General features: G+C 44.2%; 21 protein-coding genes. 5 read left to right on the top strand and 16 right to left on the bottom strand.

The window, feature by feature from the left end; genetic code table 11:
- Window positions 1-41 precede the first annotated feature (41 nt).
- Window positions 42-686 carry an esterase gene (locus AACZ11_RS06230; RefSeq protein WP_290625611.1) on the bottom strand — a complete coding sequence of 215 codons (645 nt, stop codon included), beginning with the start codon at window positions 684-686 and terminating at the stop codon, window positions 42-44.
- Window positions 687-729: 43 nt separating this feature from the next.
- On the opposite strand from AACZ11_RS06230, the gene AACZ11_RS06225 reads away from it, so the two are divergent.
- Genes AACZ11_RS06225 through menD form a run of 3 tightly spaced genes read left to right on the top strand, consistent with a single transcriptional unit; the run spans window position 730 to window position 3,919 of the window.
- Window positions 730-1,149: a PaaI family thioesterase gene (locus AACZ11_RS06225; RefSeq protein ID WP_290625609.1), complete on the top strand. Its 420-nt coding sequence runs from the start codon at window positions 730-732 to the stop codon at window positions 1,147-1,149.
- A 5-nt stretch (window positions 1,150-1,154) separates the two neighbouring features.
- Entirely contained in the window at window positions 1,155-2,222 is a 1,068-nt protein-coding gene (locus tag AACZ11_RS06220; RefSeq protein ID WP_290625607.1) for an isochorismate synthase, read from the top strand.
- Window positions 2,223-2,254: 32 nt separating this feature from the next.
- Complete coding sequence (gene menD / locus AACZ11_RS06215) at window positions 2,255-3,919, top strand: 2-succinyl-5-enolpyruvyl-6-hydroxy-3-cyclohexene-1-carboxylic-acid synthase (RefSeq protein WP_339831839.1); 1,665 nt, start codon at window positions 2,255-2,257, stop codon at window positions 3,917-3,919.
- Here menD and AACZ11_RS06210 read toward each other — a convergent pair.
- Window positions 3,912-4,334, bottom strand: a complete 423-nt coding sequence (locus AACZ11_RS06210; protein ID WP_339831837.1) for a hypothetical protein — start codon at window positions 4,332-4,334, stop codon at window positions 3,912-3,914. The two genes, menD and AACZ11_RS06210, sit on opposite strands and share 8 nt — an antisense overlap.
- 85 nt (window positions 4,335-4,419) lie before the next feature.
- Between AACZ11_RS06210 and AACZ11_RS06205 the strand changes: the two genes are divergently transcribed.
- The gene (locus AACZ11_RS06205; RefSeq protein WP_339831835.1) at window positions 4,420-5,271 is read left to right on the top strand and encodes a S1-like domain-containing RNA-binding protein; all 852 of its coding nucleotides are present in this window, start codon (window positions 4,420-4,422) and stop codon (window positions 5,269-5,271) included.
- Window positions 5,272-5,298: 27 nt separating this feature from the next.
- On the opposite strand, the gene AACZ11_RS06200 is transcribed toward AACZ11_RS06205, so the two are convergent.
- Together AACZ11_RS06200 and AACZ11_RS06195 are read right to left on the bottom strand one after the other, a co-directional pair.
- Entirely contained in the window at window positions 5,299-5,751 is a 453-nt protein-coding gene (locus AACZ11_RS06200; RefSeq protein ID WP_339831832.1) for a hypothetical protein, read from the bottom strand.
- A gap of 42 nt (window positions 5,752-5,793) precedes the next feature.
- The gene (locus AACZ11_RS06195) at window positions 5,794-6,915 is read right to left on the bottom strand and encodes a C1 family peptidase (RefSeq protein WP_339831829.1); all 1,122 of its coding nucleotides are present in this window, start codon (window positions 6,913-6,915) and stop codon (window positions 5,794-5,796) included.
- An 80-nt stretch (window positions 6,916-6,995) separates the two neighbouring features.
- Here AACZ11_RS06195 and AACZ11_RS06190 point away from each other — a divergent pair, with 80 nt between their 5' ends.
- Window positions 6,996-7,835 (top strand): 1,4-dihydroxy-2-naphthoyl-CoA synthase, encoded by an 840-nt coding sequence (locus AACZ11_RS06190; RefSeq protein WP_339831826.1) that lies wholly within the window; start codon window positions 6,996-6,998, stop codon window positions 7,833-7,835.
- A gap of 75 nt (window positions 7,836-7,910) precedes the next feature.
- Here AACZ11_RS06190 and AACZ11_RS06185 read toward each other — a convergent pair whose 3' ends face one another.
- The 12 genes from AACZ11_RS06185 to AACZ11_RS06130 all read right to left on the bottom strand — a co-directional run bounded on the left by AACZ11_RS06185 (window position 7,911) and on the right by AACZ11_RS06130 (window position 25,294).
- Entirely contained in the window at window positions 7,911-8,549 is a 639-nt protein-coding gene (locus AACZ11_RS06185; protein WP_339831852.1) for an SDR family oxidoreductase, read from the bottom strand.
- A 116-nt stretch (window positions 8,550-8,665) separates the two neighbouring features.
- On the bottom strand, window positions 8,666-10,336 hold the full coding sequence (gene asnB, locus AACZ11_RS06180) for an asparagine synthase B (RefSeq protein WP_339831823.1): 1,671 nt from the start codon (window positions 10,334-10,336) through the stop codon (window positions 8,666-8,668).
- 248 nt (window positions 10,337-10,584) lie between these two features.
- Window positions 10,585-11,109, bottom strand: a complete 525-nt coding sequence (locus AACZ11_RS06175) for a hypothetical protein (protein WP_339831821.1) — start codon at window positions 11,107-11,109, stop codon at window positions 10,585-10,587.
- Between the two features lie 67 nt (window positions 11,110-11,176).
- Window positions 11,177-13,591 (bottom strand): thiamine pyrophosphate-dependent enzyme, encoded by a 2,415-nt coding sequence (locus AACZ11_RS06170; protein ID WP_339831850.1) that lies wholly within the window; start codon window positions 13,589-13,591, stop codon window positions 11,177-11,179.
- A 53-nt stretch (window positions 13,592-13,644) separates the two neighbouring features.
- Window positions 13,645-13,869: a hypothetical protein gene (locus AACZ11_RS06165; RefSeq protein WP_339831818.1), complete on the bottom strand. Its 225-nt coding sequence runs from the start codon at window positions 13,867-13,869 to the stop codon at window positions 13,645-13,647.
- Window positions 13,870-13,920: 51 nt separating this feature from the next.
- Entirely contained in the window at window positions 13,921-16,734 is a 2,814-nt protein-coding gene (locus tag AACZ11_RS06160; protein WP_339831816.1) for a metalloprotease, read from the bottom strand.
- Window positions 16,731-17,975, bottom strand: a complete 1,245-nt coding sequence (locus AACZ11_RS06155; protein ID WP_290628621.1) for a hypothetical protein — start codon at window positions 17,973-17,975, stop codon at window positions 16,731-16,733. The genes AACZ11_RS06160 and AACZ11_RS06155 overlap by 4 nt, the downstream gene beginning before the upstream one ends.
- 19 nt (window positions 17,976-17,994) lie before the next feature.
- Window positions 17,995-18,684: a TIGR00730 family Rossman fold protein gene (locus tag AACZ11_RS06150; protein ID WP_290628622.1), complete on the bottom strand. Its 690-nt coding sequence runs from the start codon at window positions 18,682-18,684 to the stop codon at window positions 17,995-17,997.
- Window positions 18,685-18,778: 94 nt separating this feature from the next.
- Window positions 18,779-21,610, bottom strand: a complete 2,832-nt coding sequence (gene uvrA, locus AACZ11_RS06145; protein ID WP_290628623.1) for an excinuclease ABC subunit UvrA — start codon at window positions 21,608-21,610, stop codon at window positions 18,779-18,781.
- Window positions 21,611-21,704: 94 nt separating this feature from the next.
- On the bottom strand, window positions 21,705-22,718 hold the full coding sequence (locus AACZ11_RS06140) for a hypothetical protein (RefSeq protein ID WP_290628624.1): 1,014 nt from the start codon (window positions 22,716-22,718) through the stop codon (window positions 21,705-21,707).
- Window positions 22,719-23,009: 291 nt separating this feature from the next.
- Window positions 23,010-24,713 (bottom strand): gamma-glutamyltransferase, encoded by a 1,704-nt coding sequence (gene ggt, locus AACZ11_RS06135; protein WP_290628625.1) that lies wholly within the window; start codon window positions 24,711-24,713, stop codon window positions 23,010-23,012.
- Window positions 24,710-25,294, bottom strand: coding sequence for an acyl carrier protein phosphodiesterase (locus AACZ11_RS06130; protein WP_290628626.1), 585 nt, complete (start codon window positions 25,292-25,294; stop codon window positions 24,710-24,712). The genes ggt and AACZ11_RS06130 overlap by 4 nt, the downstream gene beginning before the upstream one ends.
- Between the last annotated feature and the right edge of the window lie 15 nt (window positions 25,295-25,309).

The following is a 25,309-nucleotide window of genomic DNA, read 5'->3' as shown; positions in this document are numbered from 1 at the left end:
AAAAAAAATCGATGAAATGCACAAAATTTTCAATACTGATGTTACTCTAAACTTGTAAGAAATGGCGTATGAACCTCGTGTATGCCCTCAAAAACCTGAACTTTTAATCGCGAACCGAACAATTGAGACCCCTTAAGCTGCTCTTCCGTTTTTCGGGCTTCGGTAATGTATTGATCCTTGTTTCCGTAAAGATAGGTGACATTCGTTTTTTCAGATAGAAAGGCAAAATCGGCAGCAGTGAGTTCTTTGGGGATACCCCCGGAATGAAGCACTAGTTCATTACACGATACCTGCCGGAAGGCCATCCACCGGGTAACAACAGACACCCCTTGCGAATAGCCAAGGAACAGCGTGCGAGGTGCTTTGGCCAATGCTTCTTGCTCTGCCTGAGCCACAGCATCGATATAGGTGAGTACATTATGTGTCTCTGCAACCGTTTGTTCGCGGGTAAGCCATGAGGCACCCACATGCTTAAATGCTTTGCCCATGTAGTACTTGGAAGGCGCTTGGGGTGCGATAATGTAGTTGAATTCGGGATCGAGTGCTTCAAAGTACTTTAAAAAATACCTGCTTAGGTATCCCATGCCGTGAAAAACGAACCACACATTCTTGGTTTTTTCTGAAAAAACATTGCGGGTAGAATAGGTATTGGTGGCTTGAAAAGAAACCTGTTTTTCTGAAGTCATAGTTGCAGTCGATTTTGTAATTTTACAAAGGTAACGTAAAGCTATGGAGAAAAAGAAACAAGACATTTTGAACCGATGCAACGAGTTGTGCAAGAATAACCTATTGGAGACCTTGCAGATCGAATTCATCGATGTCACCGAAGATACGATCGTGGCCAGAATGCCGGTCACCTCAAGAGTGCATCAACCCGATGGGATCTTGCACGGTGGTGCTTCGGTTGCTTTGGCCGAAAGTGTGGGCAGTGCCGGTTCCTTTGTTTTTCTGGGGAGTACGGACCTGCAAATTAGAGGCATCGAAATATCAGCCAATCATGTGAAAAGTGTACGCGACGGATTTGTATATGCAACTGCCAAGATCCTGCATAAAGGAAGGACCACACAATTGTGGCAAATCCCGATTACAAACGATAAAAACGAATTGATCTCCATGGTAAAACTAACGACGCTCACTTTACGTACATAAGATGTATGGAACTAACATTACTCGCTGAAAAACTAGAAGAACAGTATCGTAAAAAACTTCCCTTTGTTCTGTATGCCTTACCCGACAGTGAGACGGTGGTGGCGTATTTTCAGAGGGATGCACAGCTACATCACACCGAGAATTTTACGGAGAAAAGTTTCGTTATGGCACCTTTCGATTTCAAAGACAGAAACTGCTGCATCCCCGAATCGGAGTCGGAACGATTTGAAACACCAATGCCCCGAGAGCATGCTGCTCTAAAAGATATTTCAGTGCCCGATACAGCTGAAGAAATGAACAGGCACGAACAACTCGTGGAAAAAGCACTGCAGGCGATACGAAATCATAAGGCCGAAAAGATCGTAGTTTCACGTAAAAAGGTGATCGCTCTTTCCGGTTTCAATGCTTCGGAAGTATTTAAAAGACTTTTTTCACTGTATCCGAAGGCGTTTCGGTATCTGTGGTATCACCCCGAAACCGAATTGTGGTGCGGGGCCACTCCGGAGATCCTCGTAAAGACCGAAAAAAACTCCTTTACCACCATGGCGCTGGCGGGTACCCAGAAATATTCAGCAAAGACCCCTATTTACTGGAATGAGAAGGAGATCGAGGAACAGCAGATCGTCACCGATGCCATTACCAATAGCCTGCAGAAGGTAACCGACGTACTTAAGGTTTCTAAGGCCTATACCCATGCCGCCGGTACTCTGGCCCATTTACGGTCGGACGTTACAGGCATCCTAAAAGGTGGAAAGGCGACCTTGCAGACCATCACGAAAGCCTTGCATCCCACTCCTGCGGTATGCGGTACGCCAAAGCAGTTCGCAAGGGACTTTATAAAGGAACACGAACAATACGATCGCGAATTCTACACCGGTTTTCTAGGCCCTATCTGTGGGGATGATAAGTGCTCGGTGCTGTATGTCAATCTGCGTGCGATGAAGATCGCGGGAACTACCGCAACACTTTATGCTGGCGGCGGGATCACAAAGGGTTCGGTGCCTTATGCCGAGTGGCAGGAGACGCAATTTAAGTTACAAACAATGTTGCAGGTATTACAGCCGATACTTTAAAAATTCTATCCGACTTCGTACCTTTGTGGCCGATGAAATTTTCAGATAAGCCTCTATCCCAAACGGTGACACAATTGTGTCTTGCCAAAGGCATCGATCACATCGTGATATCTCCCGGTTCCAGAAATGCACCGCTTACCCTTGGCTTTACAGAGCACCCCGGATTTACGTGTTACAGTATTGTAGACGAACGCTGTGCAGCCTTTGTAGCCTTAGGCATGGCACAGCAATTAAAACGTCCCGTGGCGGTAGTGTGTACCTCAGGCTCTGCCTTGCTGAACTACTATCCCGCAATTGCCGAAGCGTTCTACAGTGATATCCCGTTGGTGGTCCTTTCGGCCGATAGGCCCGCAGCCTTGCTTGAAATAGGGGACGGACAAACGATTCGTCAGGAAAATGTATTTGCCAATCACATTCTGTACAGTGCGAATTGTGAGGAAGGTACAGAACATCAAATTGCCAATGAGACACTGATTAACGTCGCCTTAAATACGGCCATTGAATTGCAAGGCCCTGTTCATATCAACGTTCCCTTCTCTGAACCACTGTACCACACTTCAGAAGTTCCTTCGGTGCGACCGCAGCATGTTCCTGCGCGAAACCCTAAGCGCCCTGTTACCGAAGACCTATCGGCATATCTGAAGCGTTGGAACAAGGCCGAGCGAAAAATGGTTCTGTTGGGTGCCTTGCCGCCGCATAGCGTGGAGCACAAGTGGCTGGATGCACTGGCGAACGATCCCAGCGTAGTTGTCTTCACCGAAGCGACCTCCAATGCACAGCACCCCGCATTCTTTCCGTCCATCGACCAATTGATCGCTCCTTTGGATGCCAAAGGATTTGAAGCATTGCGACCCGACGTGCTCCTTACGTTTGGAGGCATGATCGTTTCTAAGAAAGTAAAGGCATTCCTACGAAATTACCAACCCGATCACCATTGGCATGTTGACCCCAAAAGGGCCTACGATACTTATTTTACGCTCGACCACCATTTTAAGACGACTGCCAACAGTTTCTTTCCGGCATTCTTGCCGAAAACACAGCCGGTCACGAGCGACTATCGCACGCATTGGCACAGCATACAACAACACCGATTAGCAAAACATGCCGAATACACGGATTCGGTACCATTTTCAGACTTTAAAGTGTTTTCGACACTGTTTCGACTGCTTCCAAAAGACATACACCTTCAATTAAGTAACAGTGCCACCATTCGATATGCCCAGTTGTTTGACATCCATTCTTCTATCGAGGTCTATTGTAACAGGGGTACCAGCGGTATCGATGGTAGTACGAGCACAGCCATTGGCGCTGCTATGGTTTCGGGAGTAGCTACGGTCTATGTTACAGGCGATCTAAGTTTCTTTTATGACAGCAATGCGCTGTGGAATCAATACATTCCGAAGGACTTCAAAATAATAGTTGTAAATAACGGTGGTGGCGGGATCTTTAGAATTTTGCCCGGCGCCAAGGATGCCGAGAATTTTGGGACCTTCTTTGAGACAAAGCACACGCTTACCGCAAAACCTTTGTGCGAACTCTTCGGATTTGAATATACGGCCGTGAAAGACCCCGCCGATTTAGAAGGGACAATGGGTAGTTTCTTTAAAGCTTCCGAAAGGCCGGGATTACTAGAGATTTTTACACCTTCCGAAGTGAATGATAGCGTCCTGCTGGATTACTTCAAGTACATCAAGTAGAGATGTTTCCGTTAAGCAACCCTTGAGCAAAATTATAGGCCGAAGCCAGATCATCAACTACGGTAAAGGGCTTGTTGAAGAAATTAGCTTCTAAGGCCGCATTCTTTTTGCCAAGCTCATCGGGGGTAATGATGACCAACCCCTGTAGCGTAGGGATCTTTTCTAAGTATTTGTAGTCATTAGGATTCACCGAATACGAATTGATGCGGTTGGCAATGTACACCCAAGGGCGCGTTCCTAATTTTTGAAGGCCTTTAATTAGAATGGAGAAACCGGTGCTGTAGGAAACTGTAACACCCTCGTACGCTTCTACCACCACAATATTATCGTAAAAATACACCATGCCCAACTCCGTTTCCATAACGTGACGCAATGGAACCGATGCGGGAAAATTGTGGGGAGAGGTCGCATTCATGTGAACGTGAAATTAACAAATAGGATCGAATTTCCCTTCATTTTTTTGTCCTTTTTATCCCTTCGGAAATTGTATCTTTGCACCTATGATTCAACTTGGTGAATATAATACACTTAGCATACTTCGAGAGACCGATCCCGGCCTGTATTTAGGCGATGGAGAAGGAAATGAAGTGCTGTTACCTCATAAATACAAACCGGAATCCTTCGAAATTGGTGACGAAATCAAGGTGTTTTTATATCTCGACAATGAAGAGCGACCTATTGCGACCACTCTGGAACCTTTTGTGACCTTACACAATTTTGGTTATCTGCATTGCAGTGATGTGAACGAATACGGAGCCTTTATGGATTGGGGCTTGGAAAAACAATTGTTTGTACCTTTCAAAGAACAGGCACGCCCTATGAAAGTAGGGAGTTGGTACATTGTTTACCTCTATTTGGATGAAGTAACGAATCGGCTTGTAGGGTCCAGCAAGACCAATCGCTTTGTAGATAACACAACCGTTTCTGTTGAGAAATTTGATGCCGTGGACGTACTCGTGACACACCTTACTGAAAAAGGAGCCAATGTGATTGTAAACGGTAAGCACAAAGGGTTGATCTATATCGATGACATCTTTGAGGATATCCGCAGTGGCGACCGACTTACGGCTTATGTAAAAAAAGTGCGTGAAGACAATAAGATAGACGTAGTGCTGCAACCTCCAGGCTACCGAAGCATTGAACCCAATGCAAATTTTATTTTGGATGAACTTAAAGCAGCCGGCGGATTTTTACCTCTTCATGATAAGACCGACCCGGATACCATTAAGAATGAATTGGGAATGAGTAAGAAAAGTTTTAAAAAGGCAATCGGTACGCTTTACAAAGAAAAACAGATAACGATCAAAGAGGATGGTATCGAACTGATCGATACATTTGATACAGGGGCGTAAGGAGGTTTTAGTATTTGAAATCTTGTCTTAGTATCCTCTACCTACGCGATAGGGAGCACATCGGGAACAGATGCCCACCGGAGGGCAAGGGTCTAACAGGTCGAGACCACGAACTTCCTTATAGGCAATGTTCTTCACACCCGAAGCCGCATCGGCCGGATATACACCTTGGCCTGTGACAGTAAAACCAAATTCCTTTTGCAAAAGCGGTGCGGTATCTACTTTACGTTGTACAAAATTTTCATTCTCTGCAATTGCTGTGATCATATCTACCGGTTGACGGTAGTTTTCGGTATTCATTTGGAAAGTCTTAAGCTTCGTACTCAGCACAGGAGCATTATCCAATGAAAACGACGCAGTGGTCAAATCCTCTATCTCCGGGAGCGATTCGGCCGTGATCGTGAAATAACGCGTCTCAAAATCGTATTGAGCACTCGCCAAGAACGGAAGTAAAAAAAGAAGATACAGGACGTTTCTCATGCTGACAAATGTATCAAAAATGATTCCTATTTTTTAAAACCACTAAAAGTTTAACTTTTTTGACGTGTTCTTTGGAACGGCATCTTTATGCACCATGATACTTATGGCCTTTAAGCGCATATACGCTTCACTAAAATATACATACCCGCCATTGGCGTTCCGACTTTCGTCCGTGCCCCAGCTATTCTTTACTTTGTAATACTTTGTTCCGTTTTGGTCACGGAGCATGCCTGTGATATGCATTAAATGATCGTCGGTCGTACTGTAATTCTCAAATTCCTGTTGCCGAAACTCCTGATTCACAAAGGCTTCGGGATAAATTCCTTGCAGTGCTTTTATGTTGTTTTCCGAATCCTTCGGCATGACCGCCACACCATCTTTTGATGAGAACGTACGTTCGCTCACATCACAATCCAACTCCACTGAAAAACCCTCTTCCAGTGCGTTGTCTATCGTTGCCATCATTTCATCCAGCGGTACATTATACATAGTGCCATTGCTCCAGTTGTCGGGAATGTTCAACACAAATTCAGTATAGAAAGGTGCGTGCGTAAATGAGGTAATGGTCACATACTCCTTAGGCTCTAATGTTGTCATCGCCAAGAAGCTCTTCGGGGTGTATTGTTTCCCTTCGTAGGTAAAAGTTTCGGGATTCTTTCCTAAGTAAACATCGAGGACAGAGGCAACAGCTTTCTTCCAATTTGGGCTAAGAGAGCGACCCGGATTGTCCACATAGGTCTTGACCATAGCTTCAAGGACTGCGACTAGTTCGGCATGGTTGTGATTTTCTTCGGAAGGGAACAAACCACTGTAAGCTTCGTTAGGGACCAAGCCATACATTGCCACCGAATTGATCACATCATGCGCTAATCCGCCTTCACTAAATTGTGCTTTGCCTTGTCGCATCACAAAATTCTCCGCCTTTAAAGGGTACGTGTTACGCACCGTGTACATTTCAGAAAGATCGATCTGCTTCCCGGTGCGTCGCATGATCTCCGACTCTAAAAACGAAGAGGTTGAAAAGCTCCAGCAGGTACCGGTGCGACCCTGACTGATTACCGGCGTGGTTTCCAAGTCTATGATTTCGGTAAACTGATACGGTGCTTGCGCTGAAAGCGGAATAGAAAGGAGAAAAATTCCGAAGAAAAAAAATAAAATTCGCATGGTGTTTGTTTTAGTACTTCCTAAAACTGTCATAGGCAAATGTGCCCAGAAGTCTTATCTTTGACGTAAAAATAAGAATTATGCATAGACCGAATTGGAAAACGGCGAAAGAATATTCAGATATCACGTACAAAAAGTGCGATGGAGTAGCTCGCATCGCCTTTAACCGCCCCGAAGTGCGTAATGCGTTTCGTCCCAAAACCACTTCCGAGCTATTAGATGCTTTCCACGATGCGCAGGAGGATACAAGTATTGGTGTTGTGTTGCTGTCGGCAGAAGGTCCGTCACCAAAGGATGGGGTCTACAGTTTTTGCAGTGGTGGTGATCAAAAGGCTAGGGGACACCAGGGTTATGTCGGGGATGATGGATATCACAGACTGAATATTCTGGACGTACAGCGATTAATTCGGTTTATGCCCAAAGCGGTGATCTGCGTGGTACCCGGTTGGGCAGTAGGTGGGGGACACAGCCTTCATGTAGTGTGCGACCTCACCCTTGCCAGTGAGGAACACGCCATCTTCAAACAAACCGATGCCGATGTGACGAGTTTTGACGGGGGCTACGGAAGTGCCTATCTGGCCAAGATGGTAGGGCAAAAGCGTGCACGGGAGATCTTTTTCCTCGGCAGGAATTACAGCGCACAAGAAGCGTATGAAATGGGGATGGTAAATGCCGTGATCCCGCATGAAAATCTTGAACAAACCGCCTTTGAATGGGCGCAGGAGATCTTAGCGAAATCGCCTACCTCAATAAAAATGTTGAAATTCGCCATGAATCTTACCGACGACGGAATGGTGGGGCAGCAGGTATTTGCAGGAGAAGCCACACGCCTTGCGTACATGACCGATGAGGCCAAGGAAGGGCGGGATGCATTCTTAGAAAAACGAAAGCCCAATTTTGATAAGAAATGGTTGCCTTAAGGTAACATTCCACAAAATGAAGTAAAAAAAAAGCGGGAGGAGTCCTGCTTTTTTTGTGAGTATTTATCACTTATCTTATGAAAGTACTTGAAAATCTTCCACGGCCTTTTCGATCTTGGTTTCTCCGGTAAGGATCTCGAATGCCTGATTTTTTGCCACGTCTGTATCCAAACTCTTAACAAGCGTTCTCGCAACATCCCATCGTGGGATCTCGCCGCGTTCATTGAGCTTGTGCTCCAACTTGATCTTACCCAATCCTTCGTTGTTGGTTAAGGCTCCCGGGCGCACAATCGTGAAAGTAAGTCCGCTTATATCCAAGTATTGATCGGCGTTGTGTTTTGCTTGTAAATATTCTTTTAATTCGGTGGCTGCTTCCGGATGATCGGCACCCATCGAACTGAGCATCACAAATTTTTTGACCCGTTCTTTTTTGGCAGCATCAATAAGCTTCTTAGCACCTTCCTGATCCACATTCACTACATCCTTCCCTCCGGAACCGGCTGCAAAGATCACACGATCGATGCCTTGGGTGGTATGAGAAACATCTTCAGTGAGATCGGCAAGTACAGTTGCTACCTGCTGTGATTCAAATTCCTTTTGTTGTTCCTTCTTCCGTACCATGGCCACGGGTGTGAACTGTTCAGAATCCTTTAAAAGCGCTACTATTTTTTTTCCTGTGGTGCCTGTCGCACCGGCTACTAATATCTTTTCCATACCTTTAAGATACGAACTATCTGCCAGATTGAATGATCCAGACACCCTGTTTAACGTGGTTTTAGTAGCTTTTTAATGGAAATTAACAGCTTCCCATACAGCGGGTTCGTACAAACTTATTTTTGATACGCATCCGAATGTACTTTAGCTACTGCCCGTCCGCTGGGGTCGTTCATATTTTTAAAACTTTCGTCCCATTCCAATGCTATTGGACTACTGCAGGCGACCGATGGAACAGAGGGCACGCATAATGCAGCGGCATCACTAGGAAAATGTTCTTCAAAAATAGAACGGTAATAAAACTCCTCTTTGCTTGTAGGCGTTTGTAAAGGGAATCGGTATTGTGCATTCGCCATTTGCTCATCGGTTACGTGTTCGTTGACCATTTCCTTCAGGGTGTCGATCCAGCTGTAGCCCACACCATCACTAAACTGCTCTTTCTGTCTCCAGGCAACACTGGCAGGTAGCATATCTTCAAATGCTTTCCGAAGTATCCATTTCTCCATACGCTCCCCGTTAATCATCTTATCATGAGGGTTGATTCGCATCGCAACATCCATAAACTCTTTGTCCAAAAAGGGCACGCGGCCTTCGATTCCCCAAGAAGCTAGTGATTTGTTTGCCCTCAAGCAATCGTACATGTGAAGCTTCTCTAATTTCCGAACCGTTTCTTTATGGAATTCCTCGGCATTTGGTGCTTTGTGAAAGTAAAGGTAGCCACCAAAGATCTCATCACTTCCCTCTCCCGATAATACCATCTTGATCCCCATTGCTTTAATAGCCCGTGCCATGAGGTACATTGGAGTAGAAGCACGAATCGTAGTAATGTCGTAAGTTTCCAAATGATAGATCACATCTCTCAAGGCATCGATACCCTCTTGTATGGCGAATTTGATCTCATGATGGACCGTTTCCAGATGATCGGCCACCTTTTGAGCGGCAGCGAGATCCGGAGAACCTTCCAACCCAATCGCAAAAGAATGTAGCTGTGGCCACCATGCTTTGTCTTGGTCATCACTTTCGATACGTTTTTCGGCATATTTTTTTGCAATAGCCGACGTGATGGAGGAGTCTAGTCCGCCGGACAGTAAAACGCCATAAGGAACGTCACTCATCAATTGACGATGCACAGCGTCTTCCAGAGCTTTTCGGAGCGTTGCAATAGTAGTCTCATTATCCTTAACAGCCTCATATTCCATCCAGTCGCGTTGGTACCAGCGTTTTAGGATGCCCTCGGTGCTATCCAGATAATGTCCCGGAGGGAAAAGTTCGATCTTAGTACATACCCCTTCCAATGCCTTCAATTCGGAAGCGACATAGAAAGTTCCATCTTTGTCCCAGCCCATGTATAGCGGAATGATCCCCATGTGATCACGTGCTACCAGATATGCGTTTCGTTCAACATCATAGATCGCGAAGCCAAAGATCCCGTTCAATTCGTCCAGAAAGGTGTTGCCTTTTTCTTTATATAATGCCAAGATCACTTCGCAGTCGCTCTTTGTTTGAAAGTCGTAACGCCCTTCAAACTGCTTCCGAAGACTTTGATGATTATAGATCTCTCCATTGGCTGCCAACACGAGATTCTTATCCGGCGAGAACAAAGGTTGTTTTCCGGAAGTAGGATCTACAATGGCCAGCCGTTCGTGAGCCAAGATCGCTTTGTCAGTATCGAAGATACCGCTCCAGTCGGGTCCGCGATGACGAATACATTTGGCCATTTCCAATAGTTGGGGCCGTAATTTTTCGGAAGGTTGCTTCAGGTCGAAAGCACATACAATTCCACACATAATTTCTATATTTTATTTGGTTAGTTACAATGTTACCCGTGGTCTATATACGTTAAAAATAATACGCTACGACACAAAAAAACCCGTCAGGTTTGAAACTTGACGGGTCTTAAGTATAGGGTACAAGTTTCTGTTACGTCCGGGCGTTATTATTATTATTATTTACTAGGATCGAAAACATCGCTTGTTTCATTTTATCTTGAATATCAAATATTAGACAATTTTTTCAGCTTTCCAAAAAAAAGTCATTAATACTTAAAAACAAGAAGGGCTTCAGGAAGTTCTTTTTTGGGGATCGGTCTGCCGTCTATGGTATAATATGCCATTTGAATGTATGCCTGATTTCTTAGCTTCACTTGATAGATCTGCCGTTTCGGTTCGTAGAGGGTGAATAGTTTAGCATGTACAACCTCGTAGTCGTCATAGGCTTTTCGTACTTGTAACATAATATCGGACGGGATAATTGCTGCTTCCAGAAATTTTGCGTCGTAGAACAGCATTCCATTAGGCAAATAGGTAGCAAAATGCGTATTCGTACTAAAACTGTCGCCAAATTGTGAGATATACCGTACGGGGGCATCATCGCCGGCGGTGAGTCCGCGGTCGATAAACCAACTACTTACATAACCATCGGGGAAATTGGCTTTCTGTGAGGTGCGCACTACCTGAGGCACTTCAGCTTCCGGGACGGGAGCATTGTTTAGCGGAGTTTCTTGTGCGTTCAGAAGACCCGCTACGCACAGCGTATAAAAGAGTATCGTAATTTTTTTCATAATAGTGATTTCTTAGCATTTTTCCTTAAGATACACTATTAAGTTTCAGAATCATAGCACTTTAAGACTACCTTAACTTTGGAAAGTTCTTAGGATCTGCCTCATGCATCATGCTATAAACAGTTTCAAAAATGTCCTCTGCTGAAGGTTTCGAGAAATAATCACCGTCGGTTCCATAGGCAGGGCGATGCGGTTTTGCAGCTAAGGTTTGCGGTTTGCTGTCCAAGTACTGATACCCGTTTTGAACATCGACAATTTCATTCATGATATATGCCGAAGCCCCGCCCGGGACATCTTCGTCGATCACCAATAGCCTATTGGTCTTTCGGACACTCTTTACAAGATCTTGATTGAGATCAAGCGGTAACAACGACTGTACGTCGATCACCTCGGCATCGATCCCTACCTGTTGTAATTCCTTTGCAGCCTCTTCTACGATGCGAAGGGTGCTTCCGTAGGAAACAAGTGTAATATCAGTTCCTTCCTTAACGGTTTCCACGACACCAATAGGGGTACGTAATTCACCCAGATTGTTTGGCATCTTTTCTTTTAAACGATATCCGTTGAGACATTCTACGATCAAAGCAGGCTCATCGGTTTCCAACAAGGTATTATAGAATCCGGCCGCTTTTGTCATGTTTCGCGGCACCAAAATATACATCCCTCTAAGTAAGTGGATCAATCCGCCCATTTGTGATCCGCTGTGCCATATACCTTCCAAACGATGTCCTCTTGTGCGCACAATAAGGGGTGCTTTTTGGCGTCCTTTGGTGCGATAACGCAAGGTGACAAGATCGTCGCTCATGATCTGAAGACAATACAAGATATAGTCCAAATATTGGATCTCGGCAATAGGGCGCAAGCCTCGCATGGCCATTCCAATGCCTTGACCCAAAATAGTAGCTTCCCGGATCCCGGCGTCGCTTACGCGATGCTCGCCATACTTATCCTGCATGCCTTCCAACCCTTGATTCACATCACCGATCTTTCCGGCGTCTTCACCAAAAATAAGTACTTCCGGGTGTTTTGAGAAGATCGCATCAAAATTATCTCTAAGGATCAAGCGACCGTCCACATCTTCGGCATCGTCTGCATAGATGGGCAGCACCTCTTCGATAGTAGTAGCGTTCTGTTCTGCTTCGGAATATAGGTCCGAGCTGTACTTAGGCTGAATGGTCTCAAAATAATTCTCGATCCAGTCCAGTAGTTGTCTTTTTTCCGAAGAATCTTCGTTCACCACATAGCGCAATGCCTTTCGCGTGGCAGCAGCGATGGTTCTGCGAAGCGGTTCTTTTTCTGAAGCCAACTCATTCTTTATTTTTTCTATGAAGTTCTTATTAGAAGAGCTTTCAGCCAGATTCGTCAGTAAGGTAATCGCTTCCTGCTGTTCTTTACGTTGCGGTTCCAGGAACGCTTCCCAGGCGGCTTTCTTTCCATCACGAACTTCTTTTTTAATCGATTTTTCGATCTCGTCCAGGGATGCTTCCGTAGCGATATTGTTAGTGATCATCCACTCGCGCATCTTTAAATTACAATCGTACTCACGCTCCCACTGAAGACGTTCTTCACTTTTATAACGTTCATGGGATCCACTGGTAGAGTGTCCTTGCGGTTGTGTAAGTTCGAGTACATGGATCAATACCGGCACATGTTCTTCACGTGCCAATGCGCTCGCTTTTTGATAGGTTTCAACGAGGGTAGGGTAATCCCAACCTTGTACACGCATGATCTCATAGCCCTGTTCTTCGTCTGTACGCTGAAACCCTTTCAGGATCTCGGAAATATTTTCTTTGGTGGTCTGATGCTTTGCATGTACAGAAATTCCGTAGGCGTCATCCCACACACTCATGACCATAGGAACTTGTAAGACACCCGCTGCATTGATAGTTTCCCAAAATAGCCCTTCGCTGGTACTCGCGTTTCCAATCGTTCCCCAAGCTACTTCGTTCCCATTGATAGAAAAAGTTGTTTTGTTATTGATGCCCTTTACATGTCGGAAGATCTTAGAGGCTTGTGCCAGCCCCAAAAGCCGTGGCATTTGTCCTGCGGTAGGTGAAATATCGGCACTGCTGTTCTTCTGCGCTGTCAAGTTCTTCCATTGTCCCTTGGCATCCAAACTATGTGTGGCAAAATGGCCACCCATTTGCCGACCGGCACTCATGGGGTCTGCCTCAAGATCGGTATGCGCATACAATCCGGCAAAGAACTGCTGAATTGTAAGTTCACCAATCGCCATCATAAAAGTTTGGTCGCGATAATAACCGCTTCGCCAATCTCCATTCTTAAATGCCTTAGCCCAGGCGAGTTGAGGGACTTCCTTACCATCTCCAAAGATCCCAAACTTTGCTTTACCGGTGAGGACTTCCCGACGGCCCAGCAAACTACATTCTCTGCTGGTTACTGCAATTTTGTAGTCGTTTAGGACCTCGGCTTTAAAATCGTCAAAAGATAGTTCGCTGTTCGTCTCCGGATTTGTTTGCATCTTCAAAAAATTAGGGATTACAAAAGTAGCGAAAATGAGGCAATTTTTCGGGCTTAGGTTTTAGATTTCGGTAATAGCTTCAGAATAAGCAATCTCGCCAATAGAAGAAAGGGGAGACCATGCATGGCCACATCAAACCAATCTGTGAGTGTCATGCCATTGGCACCCCCGGCGATCCATTTGATTTTTCCCCAAAGATGTGGTTCGGGGAAGAATGGAGCTAAGCCCAAAGTTAAACATAAAAGAATAATGATACGCCAGTCGTTAAAGAAGCTCATAAATGAGGAAATTAAAGATGTGTGTACAAATTATTTTTGCGGAAACAATTCTCAATACCATTCTCTCGTGAAGAGACTTAGTAGTGTTTTTATATCCAGAGTAACAATAAATCGAACTTTTTGATCGTAGTTGGGTAATCCCGGTTCCCATCCTAAATTAGAATACAGGGGAAAATACAGCTCAAAATAATCGGCAACAAGACTTGCTCTAATTCCGGTATCAAAAACCGCGTTGGTGCCTCGGCCTTTATTGTGCACCAAACCTACATCGCCATATGCATAGATCCATTTCCAAATATTGGTACTGGCATTTACTGTGGTGATCCAGCTGTTGGCGAAAGCAGGTTCCAACTGGGATTTAAAACCACCTTCGGCGATAATGAGTTGCTGACTGAATAAACCGGAATCCTCGCTTCTTCCGTAATAATTATAATCCAAGAGATAATCTGTAGGTCTGTCCAAAGCAAAACTGAAAAAATCTTCATCTTCACGCGTGTCATTAAAAACAAAGATACCGGCGAAGAAGCGCAAGTTTAGTTGACGATTGTTCAAGAATAATTTTCGATATTCTAAAGTGGTAGAAATTTTACTGAATTTGGCTGAGATCTGATAATCAACGACCCCCCTGAAATAATTAATAAGGTTAGGGTTCGAATACACATATTGAAGATCGAATACACTGTAATTGGGATCTTGATCGGGGTCCATAGGATTGTCGTCACGAAAGATATTGACACTTCTAAGATTGATGAACTGTTTTTCATTATCCCGTAAGTCCTCATTTCTGAAAGCAAAGGTCATAAAAGGTGTGAACTTTCTGAAAAAGAGGTCTTCGTCGTACGACAAATAGCTACCTGCGAGACCATACCGCATCGCATACAGCGGTTGGTTCTTAAATTGCTGTGTGTATATAAGGGATCCACTCCCCAACAACGTATTGGAGCGCAGCCCCAGCTTTGGCGTGAAGTTATAATGAAATGCCTTGGGAAGCACCGTTTTATTGTAGAGTTTCGCTCCAAGGATCAAACCGTCGTATAGGTTGTAATCGAATTCAGGCATAAAGAACAACTGATTGTACCTCGAGTCACCTACATCCTGAAAGAGACGGAATTGAATAGGTCGGTTGAGCAAGCCTCTGACATTATGATAGTTATTCCGCTGATTATATTCGGGGATGATCTCTTCGTAGTTGAGGACCAATTTTCGAACATCTTTGGCAGGAACCGTAACCGTTGCGGTAGAGTCGATAGGTAAAAGCCATTGTTTGAAAATGATGCTGTCCTTGTTGATTCCATATAATGAAACAGGCATGGCATTATCTCGTAGGTTCTTCACCAAGACGTTTAATGAATCGCCTCGTTTGCGCACTTTCTTTATTTTAAAATCAATGGTCGTATCTGTGCCCACATAATCCTCGAAGAACCAATCAATTGGCAATGTAGTATTTGCAGCAAGTGTTTTTCTAAATTGTTGAGAGGTTACCGGTTTCAGACGGTACTTCGTATAGAATTCCTTGATCGCATGGTTCAATTGATCACGCCCTAAATAATCGGCAACATAATCCAAACCGTCCCCGCCGTAATAGTCTCCGGCTATATTCTTATTGAATTTCACCAACGAATCCTTAGGGGTTATAAGCGCCTGATTCAAATTATTACGTGCCATGTTGAGGTAAAGAAGCGGATATTGATCATTAAACTCCAACTTCGAAGCATGTGACCAGCGTATCACCCAAAAGTTGCTAAGATTTCCAATGATCTTCATCTTGGGGTAATAGGTTTCTACATACTCCATCATTAAATAGATCTGTAGCGCTCCCGTGAGCCAATAATCTTTTCGGGGATGCAACGGAAGGGTGTTCTCTATATAGTTTCGGGTGATGGTTTTAAGTTGTTCCATGTCGTACTCGAAGCCATCAGGGAACGGACTAATAAAATCGGGAAGCTGATTTAGCCCATAGACAGGATTGTTCTTGTAGTCAGACTCACTAATCACCATCTTTTCAAATGGATATTCCCCTAATTTATTGTCTAGGAAATAAGTGATCCTATCGATTAATAAGGCTTTGATAGGCGGTGAAACCTTTTTATCTTCAAGATTAGTGATCACTTCAACACGATCTGTCACCACACTTTTAAAATTCGATTGTTGTTCCAAGTGAACGATCGCCTTGACGCGATCTGCTCCTTCAAGTATTGTAGTTTTTGTTTTTTCTGAAATGGTTTCAGAAACAACCGAAAGATCTGATATCACCTGATACCGCGGAGGTGTATGGAGCGTGATGGTAAATTGCGATGGCAGTAAGAACAGGTCGTCTGTATTTTTATTGCTGTACGCATGCCATTCACCATTGTACACAGCCGGAGAAATGTACCAATGCTGTAACCTGTAATCATTGTTCCTAGTGACGCCGTATCGTGTAAATTTATCACTGGGCAGTTTAATGGTGTAAAGAAGCTTCACGACAACTTCTTGGCCCGGGAGCAGCGGTTCCAATAAGGATACCTCTAAAATGTCTACTTCTTCACCACGTTGCCAGTCCAACGGAAGCCCTTCGGCATTGGCAATGCTATACAGGGTGGTGCTTCCGCGATCCTCCTTCTTTTCAAAATGGAAGGAACTGTCGTAGTTTTCGGCAAATCGTTTCGCTAATGGTGTTGTTTTATTTGAAAAACTGTTTGCCCAGTCATTGAAATAAATTGTTGAAAGCGGGGTCGTGGATGTATTTCTGAAAGTTACCGCTTGTTTGATGTTTAGTTCTTTCTTCTCGGGATCCAAAGTAGCATCAATAACAATGTCATGCTGCGCAAACAGGCTTACTGTCCAGCAATAAAAAACAAGTATTAGAAGGTGTTTCAGAATCAAGAAGTCTTAAGAAATTTGAGAGGTTTACTGCCGGTAACCCTGCTTTTTATATAGTAAATGCCATTGGCAAGATGTGCTACCGGTATGGTGATCGCTTCGGAAGCAGTGCCGTCCACAGTCATCAATCGTTGTCCCAATACATTATAGATGTCAAGGGTCATAGGTTCCAAAAGCGCATCAATAAGCAGCGTTAGTGTTTCCGAAGCCATGGTCTGCTGCAGTTGAAAACCGCTTTCAGAGGTATTCATATCTGCCACACTAAGCACGATCTGCCTGTCGGTTTCCAATTCCATTACTACCGGAAGGTGATCGCTCATACTGAACAATGAATTTCGCAACAGCTGACCGTACACTCCATCACAGGAGGCATCACTAATATCGTTATTGTAACAGTTCCCGTTATTTCCGAAAGCATTGTACGAATCCGGCACGTAGCGCAGGGTAGGATCTGAGGTCATGTTCTGTGATATCATAATAAAATCAAATCGGTCGTCCAAACCGCCGCCGGCACCTGCACCAAATGTACCCGAGCTTATACGGGTACTCTGGGTGTGGATGTCTTGGAAGTCGATATTGTTGTTCCAGTCACCGGGACGATCGATAGGATCTGCCATGGTGATGTTATTCGAGCTGTCCAAAAGCTCCTGATATGCGGGTTCGTTGGCGTCGTACAAATTAAGATCGCCCGCAAAGATCACATAGGTATTTGGGTCGATGGTGCTTAAAAAATCTGTGAAGGCTGTAACCATATCTAAGCGTTGTGCTTCATTACTACTGCCTTGACTGGATTTTAAGTGAGTTACGAACACTTCTAAAAAAACCGGGTTAGTAGTTCCATCTGCAGTACTAAGCTTTAGTCTGTAGCGATTGATATCACGAATATTGGTGGTGATCACTTCCGAAGACTCCAAGGTAAACATGCCGGTCCTGAAATAAAGCAATTGCTGCAAATTGGAGGACCCCGACTGGTTAAGAACGAAGGGTGCGCGAGAGTAAAGGCCGTCACCGTCATTTAAGGAGATATTCAAGATCAGGTCTGCGCCAACTTCGTTTTCAAGTTCACACACCATAAAGATGTCGGGTTCGTACTCATTCAAGACATTCCGAAGGATCTCAGCACGACTACCCGGAAGTGCAGAAGGGAACTCCAGTAAATTGTAGAACATGGTTTTGATCACTTCCTGGGCAGAAAGCGTAAATCCGAAGAACATCAAGGTAATATAGAGGACTTTTCTAAGCATTAATGTGGGGCGTTGTAAATTAGAAATTCGGACTTAAATTATATTTATCGTAGAAGCTGTTAAGGATGTCCAGCACCTCTTCTTCAGTATCCACAACATGGACCAGGTCCATGTCTTCCGGGCTAATATTGTTATTCATTTCCAGCACAGTACTTCGAATCCAATCCATGAGGCCACTCCAGAATTCGGTACCTACCAGTATAAGCGGAAACTTGTCGATCTTATGTGTTTGAATGAGTGTAAATGCTTCAAAGAATTCGTCCAAAGTACCAAATCCGCCGGGCATGACCACAAACCCTTGAGAGTATTTCACGAACATTACCTTACGAACAAAGAAATAGTCAAAGTCAATGCTCTTGTCACTATCTATATACGGATTGTCATGTTGCTCAAAGGGAAGAGTGATGTTGAGTCCAACCGACGTTCCTCCCGCCAGATGTGCACCCTTATTACCTGCTTCCATGATTCCGGGGCCACCGCCGGTAATAACTCCGTATCCATGCTCTGTAATCTTTTTGGCAATACTTTCAGCCAGCTTGTAATATTTGTGATCCGGTTTGGTACGTGCCGACCCGAAGATCGATACACAAGGGCCAATGCGACTCATTTTTTCGTAACCATTCACAAACTCTCCCATGATCTTAAAGATCGCCCAAGAGTCGTTCGTCTTAACTTCGTTCCAGTTTTTCGGAGTGTTCTCGTGTCTCATGAATTCGTTTTCTTTCTTCCGTTGTGATCAAAAATGACAGATCATCTACTTATAAACAGTTTGTCGTTAGTTTTCCCTAAGCACAGCTGGGTTGCTAATGTAATTCTTTTTTAAGGAAACGTGCCGTATAGCTTTTTTTATCTTGTATCAATTCCTCCGGAGTTCCAAGGGCCATGATCTCACCGCCCTTTTTGCCTCCTTCAGGCCCGATGTCTATAATATAATCAACGGTTTTGATGACATCCAGATTGTGTTCAATAATCACTACCGTATTCCCTTTGTCCACTAATTTGTTCAAGACCAACAATAACACTCTAATGTCCTCGAAATGCAGACCCGTAGTGGGTTCATCCAAGATGTAGAAAGTATTACCGGTATCTCTTTTTGAAAGCTCAGTAGCTAATTTAATACGCTGTGCTTCTCCACCGGAAAGGGTCGTGGATTGTTGCCCCAAGGTTATATAACCCAAACCAACGTCTTGTATGGTCTTTAATTTCCGGTAGATCTTTGGGATGGGTTCAAAAAAGGTACAGGCTTCATTGATAGTCATTTCCAGTACATCATGTATGGATTTCCCTTTATAACGAATCTCCAGGGTCTCTCTGTTAAATCGTTTTCCTTGGCAAGTCTCGCACTCGACATAGACATCGGGGAGAAAATTCATCTCGATCACTCGCAATCCGCCGCCCTTACAGGTTTCACATCGTCCGCCGGCGACATTAAAACTGAAGCGACCCGGTTTGTACCCCCGTATCATGGCCTCCGGTACTTTTGCGAACAAATTCCTTATTTCTGAAAATACTCCGGTATACGTTGCCGGATTGGAACGGGGAGTTCTGCCAATGGGTGATTGATTGATGTCAATAACCTTATCAATATGTTTAAGTCCGTCAATTTTTTTAAACGGCATCGGTTTTTTTACACCATTAAAGAAATGTGCATTGAGAATAGGGTAGAGGGTCTCATTGATTAGGGTGGATTTCCCGCTGCCCGAAACACCTGTAACGCCGATCATGGTTCCCAAGGGAAAGCTAACACTCACATTCTTTAAATTATTTCCTGTCGCTCCGGTAAGGCTTAGGGTCTTTCCGTTGCCTACTCTTCGTTTCTTCGGAATTTCAATTTCCTTTGTTCCATTGAGATAATCGGCTGTAAGGGTGTGCTGTTTTTTTATTTCTGAAGGCGTTCCTTCCGAAACAATTTCCCCGCCATGACGACCTGCAGCCGGACCGATATCGATGACATAATCGGCATGTTCTATCATGTCTTTATCATGCTCTACCACCAGTACCGAATTGCCAATGTCCCGAAGCTGTAGCAATGAGTGGATTAATTTCTCATTATCTCTTTGATGCAGACCAATGCTGGGTTCATCTAAAATATAGAGTACGCCAACCAATTGCGAACCAATTTGCGTGGCAAGCCGAATACGCTGTGCTTCACCCCCCGAGAGAGATTTAGAACTTCGGTCCAATGCGAGGTAGGTGAGCCCCACGTCTACCAAGAATTGCAAGCGTGAGCGTACCTCCTTTATGATCTCTGAAGCGATCTTGCGTTGTGTTTCAGAGAGTTTAGATTCTAAGGATGCAAACCACTCGGCCAATTCCACCACGTCCATGTGGGCTAGTTGGGCGATATTCTTTCCATTCACTTTAAAATAGAGCGATTCCTTACGAAGCCTTGTACCTTCACACTCCGGACAAGCGATTTTATTCATGTATTCTTTGGCCCATCGCTTCAGGGATTTGGATTCATTTGCTTCATAGGTGTTCTGAAGGAAGGTGGCAACACCTTCAAAATCGATTTTATAGTTTCGTGTGATTCCAAGCGTCTTAGACTCGATATCAAATTTTTCATTGCCCCCGTAAAAGATCATTTGTTGAGCTGCTTCTGGGATACTTTCAAAAGGATCGCTCAACTTGAAGTTATAGCGTTCTGCGATCAATTCCAATTGTTTGAACACCCAATTACTCTTTTGCGGACCATGAGGTGCCAAAGCACCCTGTTTTATGGACAACTGCTTGTTGGGAACGATTTTATCGAGATTCACTTCGTATAACTTACCAAGCCCCTTACAATTCGGGCACATTCCTTTGGGCGAATTAAAAGAAAAATTGTTGGGTTCGGGGTTGGGGTAGGAAACCCCACTGCTAGGACACATGAGCGATCGGCTAAAATACCGCACCGCATTCGTGTCGTTATCCAGTACCATGAGTACATCATCTCCATGATACATGGCAGTAACGATCGTTTCGGACAAACGCTTGTCGTTTTCAATATCCTCAGCGATTTTTAATCGGTCCACGACGATCTCAATGTCGTGTGTCTTGTAACGGTCGATCTTCATACCTTTTATGATATCCAGTACTTCTCCGTCCACACGAACCTTTAAGAATCCTTGCTTGGCGATCTGCTCGAACAATTCTCTGTAGTGACCTTTTCGAGAACGAACCACAGGTGCCAGAACACTTACTTTCTTTCCTTTAAATTCTTCAATAATAAGCTGCTTGATCTGTTCATCGTTATAGCTTACCATTTTTTCCCCTGTATTATAACTGTAAGCATCACTGGCACGGGCAAAGAACAATCTAAGAAAGTCGTAGATTTCGGTAATGGTGCCTACGGTAGAACGCGGACTTTTACTGGTGGTTTTTTGTTCAATGGCAATAACGGGGGACAAGCCGTCGATTTTATCAACATCCGGGCGTTCCAAACTACCAAGGAATTGGCGTGCATAGGCCGAGAAGGTCTCGATATACCGCCGCTGGCCTTCCGCATAGATCGTATCGAAGGCCAATGAAGATTTTCCGCTGCCCGAAAGCCCTGTAATTACAACCAACTTTTCCCGGGGAATGCGCACATCAATGTTCTTTAAATTGTGAACTCGCGCCCCGAGAACCTCAATAAAATCTTCATTTTTTATCATAGTTTGCAAAGGTACTCATTTGATATGAAAATTTAGAAGCCATGCCCATGTGAAGGTGTTAATTTTCAGAAGAAATTCATAATAAATAGCTCCTTTACGAATTAGCCTCTTTGGAAAGGAACTGATAGAAGGTAGTTGCAATAAAGAAGATAAGACTGATTACAAAAGAGTAACTTATAAATAGTACCACGATCGAAAGGCCGAACAGCAGAAAACAAAGCGGTAACAACACACCAAAGAATACTAAGGAGAGGAAAATACCGTACAGGTATTTGATGAGGTTAGGCATGCTCTTGGTGGAGTTGAACTGAAACTGGAAGAGTTTTGGCAATACTTCCTTAGTCATATATTCACCCAACTTCGAAAGGAAGACTTCATTGAAAGAAGAATCTTCAAAAGCTTCACTGTCTATGGTGTTCGCCAATTTCATGATCTTTTCTTGATGTCTTTCAAAAACTGCATTCAGGTCTAAGGCTTCCTTGTAGACCGCATATTTATACCCAAAATAGAACCACAATCCGGAGCCGCATTTGTGTTCCAACCACTTAGCCACAATATCCTGATTGTAAATCTTTGGGTAGGTAATATTCTCCGGGATGGTTTTATCCTTCGGACTCGTCATTAAAAGCGATTTAAGTTCCAGATAGAGGTTTTCAGTGTCGGCGTAATTGTGGTTCTCCTGAAGGAATTCAATGGCGATCTTGGATTTTCCCTTGTAGAACTCTTTAACTTCAAAGAAGTTCAGTCCCGCAAATTCGTCATCTATATACTCCCTTAATCCCGGCAACCACATCTTTGAGCGGTAGAGTATATCTACAATGGTACGAAAATGATGCATTTTTTCTGTCACCTTACCCAAATTGTCAATAACATGTGCGCGCGTATTCTTAAGATTCATGGCAGCCAACGCCAGATACACCATGATCACGGCACTCAGGAATCCGCTAATGGCAATAAAAAGAGAAGAAAGACCGGAAAGCGTAGTTACAAATTCTGGTGATGCAGTATTCTTTTGCCAAAGTAGAAAGATTAAAGCAATACAAAGAAGCCCACTAAATACGAGTGGGATGAGGGCATACAAATCCTTTAAGAAAGATTTATTTCTCATAAAATGGGCCTTCCTGATGAAAGCAATGAAAAGAAGCGGCGTATCCCCAACTCATAAAAAAAACATGATGCTTTTTTAATTGGTATAGCATCATTTGTTCTTAATTATAGTATTTTTGAATGGATTCGTTGAGCTCCCCAAAGGCAAATATTCACCCTAGCTTCACTACTGATAATTCCTACAATTTATAGTTATTATCATCAAATTTAGCCTTTTTAGGCTCAATTTGTAGTAAAAAACTTACAATTCGATATGTGGTATCACAATTCCGATTAACGGCTAAAAAACCGATTAAAATCCCACGGCCGTATCATCTCCTCTAAAATCGGCACCACCTTCCAATCTGCCATCGGGTAGAATAAGAATAGCATCTACTTTTCCAATGATAGGGTCCACTTGGGTATTTCTAGGATAACCTTTTCGATCTAACGCATTCACGAGTGAGTCGGGGAATCGCCCTAATTCGTATCTTAAAGCGTCTGGTAACCATTGGTGATGGAAACGTGCCGCATCCACTGCAGCTTGCATGTCCATGTCAAACTCGTAGACATTTAAGATAGTTTGCGCGACAGAGGTAATGATAGTGGCACCACCCGGAGTTCCAACCACCATCCATAGGGCTCCATCTTTTTCTACGATAGTAGGTGTCATCGCACTTAGCATTCTTTTTTGGGGAGCGATCGCATTGGCAGCACCCCCAATTAGTCCGTAAATATTAGGCTCCCCCGGCTTTGCACTAAAGTCGTCCATCTGATTATTGAGGAAGAAACCTAGCTCGTCAACGTACATTTTAGAACCATATGCCGAGTTCAAGGTAGTCGTAACCGCTACGGCATTCCCAAACTGATCTACAATGGAATAGTGTGTGGTTTCGGTACTTTCATATCCTGAAATAGTGCCATGAGCAATCGAATTAGAAGGTGTGGCGGTTTCAAAACTGAAGGAATCCATGCGCGCTTTTAAATAAGAATCATTCAAAAGGGAATCAATAGGGTTCTTAACAAAATCGGGATCCCCTAAATAATAACTTCGGTCGGCGTACGCCCTTCTTTCGGCCTCTGCCAAAACCTGAATGTAAGGAACGGTATTATGGCCATAAGTTTGGAGCGGATACGGAGCGACCATCTTGAGGATCTGCCCTAAGCAAACACCTCCGCTGGACGGCGGTCCCATGGAAATAACCCTTAGATCCTTGTAGTTAAAGGTGAGCGGTTCCCGCCATTCGGCTTCGTAAGCTTCAAGGTCTTCAAGTGTAATAATGCCATCGTTCTGTTGAATAAAGCCCACAAGTTTCTTGGCGGTTTCTCCCAAATAGAACTCGGCGCGTCCATTTTGTGCAATACGTTCCAACGTAGATGCTAACGCGGTATTCTTCAAGGTGTCGCCCGCCACATATACTTTAGAAAAAAGGGAAGGGCTTTTATTGACCGAATCGAACGCGGGACGGTATTCGTTCAATCGAATGGCTTGCTTTTCGGTGATCACATATCCTTTCTTGGCCAATCGTATCACAGGCTCCAACAGGACTTCCATGGGGAGGGTTCCTAATTTTTCCCGAACGGCAAAGATACCCGCCACCGTTCCCGGTACCCCAATGGCAAGGGCACCCGTCTTGCTTTTTTCAGAAAGGTAATTTCCCTCTGCATCCAGATACATATTTTGAGTTGCTGCCAAAGGGGCTTTTTCTCTGTAGTCGAAACTTCCCAATTCACCGTACTGTGTTCTATAGACCATAAAACCGCCACCACCCAGATTGCCTGCATAGGGATACGTGACGGCCAAAGCCATTTCTACTGCGACCATTGCATCGAAAGCATTGCCACCTTTCTGTAAGATCTCAATACCTATTTTGGAGGCTTCTTCCCGCGCCGAAACGACCATGGCATTCCGAGCATGAACAGCCTGCTTGGAGGATGCTTCTACAAGGGATTGTTGCGTTTCTTGTTTGCAGGAAAAAAATGCAAGGGTTAAACATGCTAAAAGGACTGTCCTCATAGTTCTCTCAGTTTATTTTCCGAATATAAAATAAGATCATGGAAGAACCGGGTAAATTCTTCTTCAAACGCATCGTAATGCTGTTCCAGTTCGATTACGGCAAGATCCATTTTGGATACGCGTTTGGTACGTATGTTCATCTGGGAAAGGATCTTTCCAATTCCTGGAATAGTCGCATAACTCACTAACCAATTATCTGCGATCATGTACGGCATCATGCGTTGTATGCGTGCGGGAAGTATCGAAAAATTGTGCCGCAACATGTTATAAAAATTTTCCACAAACTTGGCTAAAGGTACATCGTGATAGGTTTCCCAGTTCTTTGCTAAGAAATGGTCATACAGTATATCCACGATCACGCCGCTGTAGTGGCCGTAGTTCTCGTGTAATCTAGCGGTACTCTCGCGTACGGTTGGGTGGGCGTCGGTATAACTGTCGATCGCCCTATGGAGGAGAATGCCTTTTTGAATGGGCGGCGGGTATTTCATGTACCGTTTTCCTTTAATGCCATCGGCAATAAAATTACCTATGACAACCCCTTCGTCATCCCCTGAAAGATATATATGGGCGAGAAAATTCATTCGGTACAATTTACA

It is taken from the genome of uncultured Altibacter sp. (genome assembly GCF_963972995.1).
GTDB lineage: Bacteria > Bacteroidota > Bacteroidia > Flavobacteriales > Flavobacteriaceae > Altibacter.
The sequence above is the reverse complement of the archived record's forward strand: the minus strand, read 5'-3'. Positions and strand labels throughout refer to the sequence as shown.